General features: G+C 60.5%; 6 protein-coding genes and 3 rRNA genes. 2 read left to right on the plus strand and 7 right to left on the minus strand.

The genetic code is table 11. The annotated features are described in order from the left end of the window. Positions 1–246: 246 nt before the first annotated feature. Positions 247–2,373, minus strand: coding sequence for a hypothetical protein (locus QFZ69_RS13355; protein WP_306918814.1), 2,127 nt, complete (start codon positions 2,371–2,373; stop codon positions 247–249). Positions 2,374–2,538: 165 nt separating this feature from the next. On the opposite strand from QFZ69_RS13355, the gene QFZ69_RS13360 reads away from it, so the two are divergent. After that, the gene (locus QFZ69_RS13360; protein ID WP_306918816.1) at positions 2,539–3,372 is read left to right on the plus strand and encodes an alpha/beta fold hydrolase; all 834 of its coding nucleotides are present in this window, start codon (positions 2,539–2,541) and stop codon (positions 3,370–3,372) included. Positions 3,373–3,532: 160 nt separating this feature from the next. On the opposite strand, the gene QFZ69_RS13365 is transcribed toward QFZ69_RS13360, so the two are convergent. Both QFZ69_RS13365 and QFZ69_RS13370 read right to left on the minus strand, forming a co-directional pair. Continuing rightward, positions 3,533–3,790 carry an LmeA family phospholipid-binding protein gene (locus QFZ69_RS13365; RefSeq protein WP_306918818.1) on the minus strand — a complete coding sequence of 86 codons (258 nt, stop codon included), beginning with the start codon at positions 3,788–3,790 and terminating at the stop codon, positions 3,533–3,535. Between the two features lie 51 nt (positions 3,791–3,841). Then, positions 3,842–4,363, minus strand: a complete 522-nt coding sequence (locus QFZ69_RS13370) for a helix-turn-helix domain-containing protein (protein ID WP_306918820.1) — start codon at positions 4,361–4,363, stop codon at positions 3,842–3,844. Between QFZ69_RS13370 and QFZ69_RS13375 the strand changes: the two genes are divergently transcribed. Then, complete coding sequence (locus QFZ69_RS13375; RefSeq protein ID WP_306919731.1) at positions 4,335–4,595, plus strand: hypothetical protein; 261 nt, start codon at positions 4,335–4,337, stop codon at positions 4,593–4,595. The two genes, QFZ69_RS13370 and QFZ69_RS13375, sit on opposite strands and share 29 nt — an antisense overlap. 5 nt (positions 4,596–4,600) lie before the next feature. Here QFZ69_RS13375 and rrf read toward each other — a convergent pair. The 4 genes from rrf to tyrS form a co-directional block, all read right to left on the minus strand. Next, positions 4,601–4,717 (minus strand): 5S ribosomal RNA (rrf, locus tag QFZ69_RS13380). A 245-nt stretch (positions 4,718–4,962) separates the two neighbouring features. Then, positions 4,963–8,110 (minus strand): 23S ribosomal RNA (locus tag QFZ69_RS13385). Between the two features lie 533 nt (positions 8,111–8,643). Continuing rightward, a 16S ribosomal RNA gene (locus QFZ69_RS13390) occupies positions 8,644–10,169 on the minus strand. Together the 16S, 23S and 5S rRNA genes form the textbook arrangement of a ribosomal RNA operon. A gap of 529 nt (positions 10,170–10,698) precedes the next feature. Then, positions 10,699–12,012 carry a tyrosine--tRNA ligase gene (gene tyrS, locus QFZ69_RS13395; RefSeq protein ID WP_306918822.1) on the minus strand — a complete coding sequence of 438 codons (1,314 nt, stop codon included), beginning with the start codon at positions 12,010–12,012 and terminating at the stop codon, positions 10,699–10,701. Positions 12,013–12,088: the final 76 nt, after the last annotated feature.

Below are 12,088 nucleotides of genomic sequence, written 5' to 3' on the forward strand. Positions count from 1 at the left end.
TCGGAAGTTCGAATCAATGGAACGAACGTCTTTTGTCCGTCACCGCCATGCAGTGCTTGTTATTTAGGCCCACGCTTCGTGATCGAGAGGGAAGCGCACTACCTTCACATCGCGGCGTCGGTGATTCCGGGTGGGTCATCCGCGTCCCGTGGCTCCGCGAGCTGCTGGTCAGTAACTGGCTGGTTGCGACCCGGAAATCTTGACACCGCGACAGGAACGTCGACAACAACAAAGAGGGCGGAGCTTTCAGATCATCCAGGAACCGGTGACGCGTGAGTCCGGCAGGTAGACGCAGTAGGTCCCTGTCCGGATGGCCCGCTCGAGGTGCTCCCCCAGCGGCGGATCGTACTGACGAATCCGGCCCATGGCATGGCGGACCGCCCGGGTCACGCTGACGCGGGCGCGTTCCGACGCGGAACCGGCGCGCCGGCCATACCCGCTGAGCCCGACAGCACGCGAGAGCTCGCGGATGAGGAAGTCGCGTTCCGCCTCCGCCTGGACAACGCGTCCGCTGTCCCTCATGAGTCCCGCTTCCTCGAGGTCCTCATCGATCTCTGCAAGCCGCCGACGGTAGGCGTTCTTGGCCTGGGCATCGAGCAGCGCACCGGCGTCCCCCCATCCGGAAGTCGTCAGCTCCGGATCAGGCGTACCGGGATGGGCTGCGGCTGGATCCACCCCGCTCGCCACGAGGTCAAGCACGTGGAACTCCCGACCGGGATGCGCCAGAAGCCGCGCGAGATAGTGCAAGCCCTTAAGATCACGCAGCGCAATAGTATGTTCCTCGAACGAGATGGACCAGTAATCACCCTCCTGGCGAAAGGCGTTGGGGCCCCGCTTGCGGTCGCCGACCTGCCGCGTCCCCACCGACGGCGGCGCCGCCCCTGAAGGGCTGCCGGTCAGAAGCTCCCGGCCACCAGCCTCCGCGGTGTGCGCCGTGCGGTCCGGCTGAGACTCTACTGCCAGGTTTTCGAAGGCGGCGCTGGCTGCCGTCAGTTCGAGGCGGGCACCGACTTCATCCCCCGCGGCGCGACGTGCGTGTGCAAGCCCGGTGCGCGCCAACGCGACCTCGTGGGGAACCGCCATGAGGCTCCACAGCTGGACGGCAGTCTGGAACGCATGCCGGGCACCAGCCACCTCGCCGGCTGCCAGCCGCACCCGTCCGTCTGCCATTGCCGCACTGGCCGCCAGTGCCCTGCTCTCGAACGATGCGGCCACCCGCGCAAGTTCGTCGGCCGCGCCGCGGGCAGCTACGAGGTCTCCGGCCGCCACTTCGATCTCAACCCGCGCGGCCAGTAGCGGAGCCCGGCGCAGGTCCGTGTTCGGCGGCAGCTCCTTGGAAGGAACGGTCAGGGGATGTTCGAGCGCGTCTCGGATGGACGCTGCCGCCAAAGCCACGTCGCCCTGTGCCAGTCGCACCAACGCCAGTCCCGGCTCCGGATCCCACCCGGCCTCGCGAGCTGCGAGGAACGCCTCCTGCGCACCACGGAGATCGCCCATCTGGAACCGCACGCGGCCCAATTCGGTGAGCGGCCACCCGAACTCACGCCGGAGGTAGGGCCGGAGCTCCGCACAGGCCGCCAATGCCACTCGCTCCGCCTCAGCGGACTCCCCACGCAGCCGCAGGATCTCGGCGCGGTGGACGCTGCAGCGCCCGTGAACGCTTCCGATACCGTTTCCGCGGCTCCACCGCTCCATGGCCTCCGTCCACTCCTCAGCGAGGTCGTGCTGAGCGAGCCCCTGGAGCATGCACACCAGCTCGCAATAGACCATTCCCGTCGATAGGGCATCGAGTTCACCGGAGATAGTGGCCACCGCTGCTTCGTCGACGAGTTCGAGGCCCCGCCGGACGTCACCCTCCAGGATTACGGCGTGTGCCTCTGCCACCCTGCCGATGGCGGCCGCGGCAGGGTTGCTGGCCGATCCCATCGCGACGGCCTTGCTGGCCCATTCGCCGGCGGCACGGACGTCGCCCATCATCAGGCGCTCGTAGCTCCTGATGACCGCCAGCCATGCGTGGATCGGCGTCTCCTCGTGCCCCATCAGGAGCGTCTCTGCCCGCCTGACCCACCCGCGGATCGGCGCCAACAGCGCAGTGTCTATCAGCAGGTGCAGGGCGACGCGAGCCGCGGCGCCGGCCGCCGCGACGGGATCCCCGAGGCGCACAGCCTCGGCATGCGCACGTTCCCACGCCTCGATTGTCACGTCCAGATGTCCGGCGCCGTAGGCGACCTCGGCCAGCAGCCCCAGGTCCTCCACCGAAAGCCGGACGCGCGCGTCCGCGCCGACGAGCAGATCATACGCCTGGGACCAGCCACCGCTTGAGGCTGCCTCGCGCGCCTGCTCCACCAGCGCCGCTTCGGCTACGTCGTACATCGCTCACCGATCCAAAGGCATGCCCGCTCCGACCAGACCCCGGGTGTAACACCGGGGGTTACCCAGGTAACAGTCTTCCTCACGCATAGAGGTTTACCAAGCCCGATCCCTGGCAACGGGACACGCACCGAGCCGCGAGACGGGCCCATCACAAGGAGGATCAAAATGAACACGAACGCGACGAAGCTGCCACTATCAGGCACGGTGCAGACGAACGGGCAGGTGCTGTATTACGAGGTTCATGGTGAAGGACCTGCGCTCGTTCTGGTGATGGGGATCGGGTACGACTCGTCGCTCTGGATGCTGGCACAGGTCCCGGCCCTTTCCACGCAGTTCCGGGTGGTCCTGGTCGACAACCGCGACGCCGGCCGCAGCTCGAAAGCCAGCCACCCGTACAGCATTGCAGACATGGCAGATGACCTCGCCGGACTGCTCGATGCGCTGGGGATTCAGCGGAGCCACGTGCTGGGGCTGTCCATGGGCGGGATGATTGCCCAGGAGTTCGCCCTGCGGCACGCGGACCGGCTGGATCGGCTGGTGCTCGCCGGGACGGGAGCAGCGCCGGCACGAAGCGCGGTCGATCCGATCCAGATCTGGAGCTGGGTTAAGGCGAACGACGCGAACGGGAAGGTGTTTGGCGGCCAGCAGTTCGCGGCGCTGTTCTCCACGGCCTTCCTTCGGAACCACGAGGCGGTGCAGGACACCACCGCGCTGCTGGCCAGCAATCCCTACCCGATGAGTCCCGAGGCGTACGGGCGACAGGCAGACGCCTACCTGCAGTTCGATGCCCTGGGTCGGCTGGGCGCAATCACGGCCCCGACCCTTGTCGTCGTGGGTGAGCAGGACCTGCTGATACCACCTTGGATAGCGCGCGAGGTTGCAGACGCGATCCCCGGCGCACGGTTCGAGGTCATCCGGGGAGACGGGTCCTCGCACGTGGTGCCGATCGAGCGCCCCGAGGACTTCAACCGCCTCGTGTCGGAATTCCTTATGGAGTGACCCGATAGTCGCACGCCTCGATCAACGGCTCACGTACTTCACCATTCGCAATCAAGCCGGGTAGTCGAGCCCAAGGGCTCGACTACAGCTGTGTCTGGCGCCCGGCGAGGGATTTCTGGGCGCGGGTATCCAATCCACCTGCGGGACAGGGCGGGTGAAGCTACGGGACGAGGTTCACGTTCTCGCCCCGGATGTTAGCACGGAAGCCGTCGCCCAGGACGGCGACGTCTTGGACATCGAGGCCCTCGGGCAGGCCCTCGATGTCGTGTTCGATGGTCACGAGCCTGCGCGCGACGGCGGCGGTGGCATCTGAGAGGACGTCCGGCCCACCAAGGTCGATCGAGTGTGGCTCGACAACGAGCCTTCCGGCTTCGACTTCGACCGTGCCGGTGGCGATGACGCGCAGTTCGCGTGGCACATGGCCTGCGTCCCCACCCGGATCACCATGACCGCGATCTCCCCCACGGCGTCACCGATGCTTTTCAGCACAGCTGTGCCAACTTCCGCGAGGTGGCTCTGCGTGAGGTGCCTGCCGGCCAGGGCCAGCAGCGTGTGCCCGGGCCGGTAGCTCCCCGTCCTCCTGCACGAAGCCGTGCTCGCGGAGCTCACGGAAGTAGCGGTAGGAGGTACTGACGGGGATCCCCAGCTTCAGGGCCACGCTCTCCACGGTAGTGTCACCGCCGTCGGCGATTTCGGACAGGATCATGAGACCCCGTTCAAAGGATGTGGTTCCTGCCATGGGCCTGCCCCCCTCTCTGAAGTGCGCTTTTCTGGACTGTTCGTCCCTGCCGGTCCCGCACGGGTCGCCGCCACGGAATGATGGTGCGGGGCGCCAAGCCATTGCGACAAACTCTATTCTCACAAGGTGATAATGACGTTTATCGGCAACCCTTTGTGACCGGTACGTTGAGACCACGAGTCCGCTGAGCGGCAGTCCACCATCAACGCGAACGAGGCCCCAGATGTCAGTGACCTTCCGCCCGCAGACCATCCCGGTGATGACGGACGATCCCTACTCCGACGAGAATCTGCGCAGCCCGTACGCCTTGTTCGAGCGCATGCGCGACGTCGGCCCGGCTGCGTGGCTCGAGAAATACCAGGTGCTGGCCTTCGCCGGTTTCCAGGAATGCAAGGAGATCCTGGACGACCACCGGACTTTCATTTCCAGGTTAAATGCGGGAGAGCCTCCAACCTGGTGGTTGGAGGCTCTCGACCGTTTCTAATGAGTGTCCGGCGGTGACCTACTCTCCCACACCCTCCCGGGTGCAGTACCATCGGCGCTGTGGGTCTTAGCTTCCGGGTTCGGGATGGGACCGGGCGTTTCCCCCACGCTATGACCGCCGTAACCCTTGCTCCCGCCCCGCCTGGCTGTGCCCGGGGGTGGGAAAACTTTGGTGTTACAACATGTGCTCTGCCCTTGTTGGGGGCAGTTGTGGTGTTGTTATTTTGTTGTGGTTTCGTTCCCGTGGCAACAAAGCCCGGGGACCGGGTTTGTTGGTTGGGAACCACATAGTGGACGCAAGCAGTCTTGTTTCTTTGTACTCTCTTCATGGTGTGAACGTCTTTTGAATCCGTTCACGGAGAGGGTGTGTGGTGTAAGTTATCGGCCTATTAGTACCGGTCAGCTTCACGAGTCGTTAGTCCTCGCTTCCACATCCGGCCTATCAACCCAGTGGTCTGGCTGGGGGCCTCTCACACACAAGGTGTATGGAAATCTCATCTCGAAGCGAGCTTCCCGCTTAGATGCTTTCAGCGGTTATCCCATCCGAACGTAGCTAATCAGCGGTGCACTTGGCAGTACAACTGACACACCAGAGGTTCGTCCGTCCCGGTCCTCTCGTACTAAGGACAGCCCTTCTCAAATTTCCTGCGCGCGCAGCGGATAGGGACCGAACTGTCTCACGACGTTCTAAACCCAGCTCGCGTACCGCTTTAATGGGCGAACAGCCCAACCCTTGGGACCTACTCCAGCCCCAGGATGCGACGAGCCGACATCGAGGTGCCAAACCATGCCGTCGATATGGACTCTTGGGCAAGATCAGCCTGTTATCCCCGAGGTACCTTTTATCCGTTGAGCGACGGCCATTCCACAATGTACCGCCGGATCACTAGTCCCGACTTTCGTCCCTGCTCGAGATGTCTCTCTCACAGTCAAGCTCCCTTGTGCACTTACACTCGACACCTGATTGCCAACCAGGCTGAGGGAACCTTTGGGCGCCTCCGTTACTTTTTAGGAGGCAACCGCCCCAGTTAAACTACCCATCAGGCACTGTCCCTGACCCGGATTACGGGCCGAAGTTAGATGTCCAAAGTGACCAGAGTGGTATTTCAACGATGACTCCACCCGAACTGGCGTCCGGGCTTCAACGTCTCCCACCTATCCTACACAAGCCACTCCGAACACCAATACCAAACTATAGTAAAGGTCTCGGGGTCTTTCCGTCCTGCTGCGCGTAACGAGCATCTTTACTCGTACTGCAATTTCGCCGAGTTTATGGTTGAGACAGCGGGGAAGTCGTTACTCCATTCGTGCAGGTCGGAACTTACCCGACAAGGAATTTCGCTACCTTAGGATGGTTATAGTTACCACCGCCGTTTACTGGGGCTTGAATTCTCAGCTTCGCCTTGCGGCTAACCGGTCCTCTTAACCTTCCAGCACCGGGCAGGAGTCAGTCCGTATACATCGTCTTGCGACTTCGCACGGACCTGTGTTTTTAGTAAACAGTCGCTTCCCCCTGGTCTCTGCGGCCCCTGCACGCTCCGGACAGCAAGTGTCCATCACGATGGGGGCCCCCCTTCTCCCGAAGTTACGGGGGCATTTTGCCGAGTTCCTTAACCATAATTCTCTCGATCGCCTTAGTATTCTCTACCTGATCACCTGTGTCGGTTTGGGGTACGGGCGGCTAAAACCTCGCGTCGATGCTTTTCTCGGCAGCATAGGATCACCGAATCCCCCCATACGGGGGTCCCATCGGGTCTCAGGCATCATGAACGGCGGATTTGCCTACCGTTCGCCCTACATCCTTAGACCGGGACAACCATCGCCCGGCTCGGCTACCTTCCTGCGTCACACCTGTTAATACGCTTGCCTCCCGGGATCAGGTCCCGCGCTCCACCAAAACCCTTCCACCACAAGGGCGGTCGGGCAGGTTTCGGGCGGTTAGTATCCCCCGTTCAGCATGGGCGGTTTTTCGCCGGTACGGGAATATCAACCCGTTGTCCATCGACTACGCCTGTCGGCCTCGCCTTAGGTCCCGACTTACCCAGGGCAGATTAGCTTGACCCTGGAACCCTTGATCATTCGGCGGACGGGTTTCTCACCCGTCTTTCGCTACTCATGCCTGCATTCTCACTCGTGTAGGCTCCACCGCTGGTTTACACCGCGACTTCACTGCCCACACGACGCTCCCCTACCACTCCAGACGCCTGAACCAACCCCACAACGGGGGCGGCTTGGCTATCATCTGAAATCCACAACTTCGGCGGTGTACTTGAGCCCCGCTACATTGTCGGCGCGGAATCACTTGACCAGTGAGCTATTACGCACTCTTTTAAGGATGGCTGCTTCTAAGCCAACCTCCTGGTTGTCTTCGCAACTCCACATCCTTTCCCACTTAGCACACGCTTAGGGGCCTTAGTTGGTGGTCTGGGCTGTTTCCCTCTCGACTATGAAGCTTATCCCCCACAGTCTCACTGCTGCGCTCTCACTTACCGGCATTCGGAGTTTGGCTGACGTCAGTAACCTTGTAGGGCCCATTAGCCATCCAGTAGCTCTACCTCCGGTAAGAAACACGCAACGCTGCACCTAAATGCATTTCGGGGAGAACCAGCTATCACGAAGTTTGATTGGCCTTTCACCCCTACCCACAGCTCATCCCCTCCATTTTCAACTGAAGTGGGTTCGGTCCTCCACGACGTCTTACCGTCGCTTCAACCTGGCCATGGGTAGATCACTTCGCTTCGGGTCTAGATCACGCCACTGCAACGCCCTATTCAGACTCGCTTTCGCTACGGCTTCCCCACACGGGTTAACCTCGCGACGTAACACTAACTCGCAGGCTCATTCTTCAAAAGGCACGCCGTCACCCCAACACAGCAAGCTGCGGAGGCTCCGACGGATTGTAAGCACACGGTTTCAGGTACTGTTTCACTCCCCTCCCGGGGTACTTTTCACCTTTCCCTCACGGTACTGGTCCGCTATCGGTCATTAGGGAGTATTTAGGCTTATCAGGTGGTCCTGACAGATTCACACGGGATTTCTCGGGCCCCGTGCTACTTGGGATACTTCACCAGGCGGTACACAACATTTCGGTTACGGGGCTCACACCCTCTCTGGCCGGCCTTTCAAGACCGTTCACCTATGCCTGTACTACTCACCTTCTCAGTCCGGCAGAACTGAAGCGGGAAGTCCCACAACCCCGACCATGCAACGCCCGCCGGCTATCACACATGGAACGGTTTAGCCTGATCCGCGTTCGCTCGCCACTACTGACGGAATCACTATTGTTTTCTCTTCCTGCGGGTACTGAGATGTTTCACTTCCCCGCGTTCCCTCCACGCACCCTATGTGTTCAGATGCGGGTCACCAGGCAGCTCGCGCCCCTGGCGGGGTTTCCCCATTCGGACACCCTGGGATCACAGTCCGGTTATCGACTCCCCCAGGCTTATCGCAGATTCCTACGTCCTTCTTCGGCTCCTAATGCCAAGGCATCCACCGTGTGCTCTTAAAAACTTGACCACAAAAGATCAAAAAACTAATTCACGAGAGAACCATGAAAACCATCACCCCGTCCCCGAAGGCACGGAACAACAGATCCAGGTTCATATTCTTGGAAATTGCTTCTTATAAAAGATGCTCGCGTCCACTATGTAGTTCTCAAACAACAACCCCGTACCACACCCCCACACACCAGCCCTCCCAAACGGAAGAGCCCCACGTGCATGCCCGGTGCAGCCAGGAAACCAGAAACACAAGTCCCACACCACCACCACATCCCCGCAAGGGAACCCGGCCGTGCCATGGTCCTGTTGTCTCAGGACCCAACAGTGTGCCAAACACTAAACCGTCTCCCTCTCCTCCCGGGACCGTTCCAGGACCTGCTCCGAAGAGCTGGTCCGTACTGGGTCAGGAAGAGACGATGACGGCCGCTATTCGTTGATATTCCACCCGTGAGCACCCGCCGCAGAACAAACGTCTGCGCAACGGGCGTACTCCTGACAAACCCTCCACACTCACATACATGAGGCAAGGTGATTGTAGGTGCTCCTTAGAAAGGAGGTGATCCAGCCGCACCTTCCGGTACGGCTACCTTGTTACGACTTAGTCCCAATCGCCAGTCCCACCTTCGACAGCTCCCTCCCACAAGGGGTTAGGCCACCGGCTTCGGGTGTTACCAACTTTCGTGACTTGACGGGCGGTGTGTACAAGGCCCGGGAACGTATTCACCGCAGCGTTGCTGATCTGCGATTACTAGCGACTCCGACTTCATGGGGTCGAGTTGCAGACCCCAATCCGAACTGAGACCGGCTTTTTGGGATTAGCTCCACCTCACAGTATCGCAACCCTTTGTACCGGCCATTGTAGCATGCGTGAAGCCCAAGACATAAGGGGCATGATGATTTGACGTCGTCCCCACCTTCCTCCGAGTTGACCCCGGCAGTCTCCTATGAGTCCCCGCCATCACGCGCTGGCAACATAGAACGAGGGTTGCGCTCGTTGCGGGACTTAACCCAACATCTCACGACACGAGCTGACGACAACCATGCACCACCTGTAAACCGACCGCAAGCGGGGCGCCTGTTTCCAGGCGTTTCCGGTTCATGTCAAGCCTTGGTAAGGTTCTTCGCGTTGCATCGAATTAATCCGCATGCTCCGCCGCTTGTGCGGGCCCCCGTCAATTCCTTTGAGTTTTAGCCTTGCGGCCGTACTCCCCAGGCGGGGCACTTAATGCGTTAGCTACGGTACGGAAAACGTGGAATGTCCCCCACACCTAGTGCCCAACGTTTACGGCATGGACTACCAGGGTATCTAATCCTGTTCGCTCCCCATGCTTTCGCTCCTCAGCGTCAGTTAATGCCCAGAGACCTGCCTTCGCCATCGGTGTTCCTCCTGATATCTGCGCATTTCACCGCTACACCAGGAATTCCAGTCTCCCCTACATCACTCTAGTCTGCCCGTACCCACCGCAGATCCGGAGTTGAGCCCCGGACTTTCACGGCAGACGCGACAAACCGCCTACGAGCTCTTTACGCCCAATAATTCCGGATAACGCTTGCGCCCTACGTATTACCGCGGCTGCTGGCACGTAGTTAGCCGGCGCTTCTTCTGCAGGTACCGTCACTTTCGCTTCTTCCCTACTGAAAGAGGTTTACAACCCGAAGGCCGTCATCCCTCACGCGGCGTCGCTGCATCAGGCTTGCGCCCATTGTGCAATATTCCCCACTGCTGCCTCCCGTAGGAGTCTGGGCCGTGTCTCAGTCCCAGTGTGGCCGGTCACCCTCTCAGGCCGGCTACCCGTCGTCGCCTTGGTGAGCCATTACCTCACCAACAAGCTGATAGGCCGCGAGTCCATCCAAAACCACAATAAAGCTTTCCACCCCCCACCATGCGATGAGGAGTCATATCCGGTATTAGACCCAGTTTCCCAGGCTTATCCCAGAGTTAAGGGCAGGTTACTCACGTGTTACTCACCCGTTCGCCACTAATCACCGGTGCAAGCACCGGGTCATCGTTCGACTTGCATGTGTTAAGCACGCCGCCAGCGTTCATCCTGAGCCAGGATCAAACTCTCCGTTGAAGTAAAACAAAAACAGACACAACCAACACCCCCGGGAAAACGGGAGAAACCGGCTGCACAAAATTTGAAACCAGCTGTAAAAACCAGACCACACCACGGGGTGGCGGGCCCGGCAAAACAACCAATCCATATAAATAAATTGGTATCAACAAACTTGGCACACTATTGAGTTCTCAAACAACAGACACATTCGGATACTTGCCGAAACAATCCATCTAAATTCAATGAATTCTTTTGTTTCGCTTTCTTCGCTGCGATATCTAAAGCTTATTTCATTCATATCCACTTTGCAAATCCGGGATATTCACCCGAAATTCGCATTGGCGACTGAATCCGCCCAGCAAAATAAGAAGCAAAGTTCCTTTTCTGCGTCTCGTACTGGACGAGTCGAAGAGCAAGATTATCGCTTCTGTCGTTTTCTTGGGGGTTTGTCACCACTCAGCGGCGGCGACTCAGAAGACATTACACGCTCCTCCCCTGCTGTGCAAATCAGCCGGGAAGGAGCGTGCAGATGATGTTCTTGACCGGGCTAAGACCCGGAGACTTCCACAGTGGCCAGGTTCTTCTTTCCCCGGCGCAGCAGCAAGTACCGTCCGTGCAGCAGCCGGCCAGGCTCAATAACAGCGTCGGGATCAGTCACCTTGGTGTTGTTCACATAGGCTCCGCCTTCGCCGACCGTCCGGCGCGCCGCGGACTTGCTCTCTGAGAGCCCCGAAGCGACCAACAGGTCTACGATCCCCAGGGACCCGGCGTCGACGGTGGCGGATGGCAATTCCGAGGTGGCCGCCTTGAGGGTGGCCTCGTCCAGGACGGTGAGGTCCCCGTTCCCGAACAGCGCAGCCGAGGCGGCGATAACCTTTTCCGTGGCGTCCACGTCGTGGACAAGGGAGGTCACTTCGAACGCAAGCTTCCGCTGGCCCTCACGGGCGAACGGCCGTTCCGCAACGGCCGCTTCCAGGGCTTCGATCTCGGTCCGGTTCAGGAACGTGAAGATCTTGAGGCGTGCGACGACGTCGTTGTCCGCCGTGTTGAGCCAGAACTGGTAGAACGCGTAGGGGCTGCACATCTCCGCATCCAGCCAGATCGCGTTGCCTTCGCTCTTGCCGAACTTCGTGCCGTCGGAGTTGGTGATAAGCGGCGTCCCCAGCGCGTGGACATGCTTTCCCTCAACCTTGCGGATGAGGTCCGTTCCGCTGGTCAGATTGCCCCACTGGTCCGAGCCGCCGGTCTGCAGCACGCAGCCGTAGTCGCGGAAGAGCTGGAGGTAGTCCATGCCCTGCAGGATCTGGTAGCTGAACTCGGTGTAGCTGATCCCTTCATCGGAATTCAGCCGGTTGGCGACAATGTCCTTTTTGATCATCGTCCCGACGCGGAAGTGCTTGCCGATGCCGCGAAGGAAGTCGATAGCGCTCAGGGGGGCGGTCCAGTCCAGGTTGTTGACCATCCTGGCCGCGTTGTCCCCTTCGAAGCTGAGGAAGCGCTGGACCTGTACCTGCAGCTTGCCCACCCATTCCGCAACGGTCTCGGGCGTGTTCAGCACCCGCTCGGCGGTCTGCCGGGGGTCCCCGATCAGGCCGGTCGATCCGCCCACGAGGCCGAGGGGCTTGTGGCCAGCGAGCTGGATGCGCCGCATGAGGAGCAACTGGACCAGGTTGCCCAGGTGCAGGCTCGGCGCGGTGGGGTCAAAGCCGCAGTAGTAGGTGGCGGGGTCCCCGGCGAGGAGCTTTTCCAGCTCCGCCTCGTCCGTGGAGACGTGGACGAGGCCGCGCCATTTCAGCTCCTGCCAGATATTGGCGAAGCTCGGGTCATTCTGCTGGGAACGGAGATCATTTAGCTGGGACACGCAATCTAAGTTAGCAGGATCACGACCCGCCCAGCACGTGCGACCGCCGGGAGCACAGCATCACCGAGGCCACCGC

The sequence above is a fragment of the Arthrobacter sp. V1I7 genome, from assembly GCF_030817015.1.
Classification (GTDB): domain Bacteria; phylum Actinomycetota; class Actinomycetes; order Actinomycetales; family Micrococcaceae; genus Arthrobacter.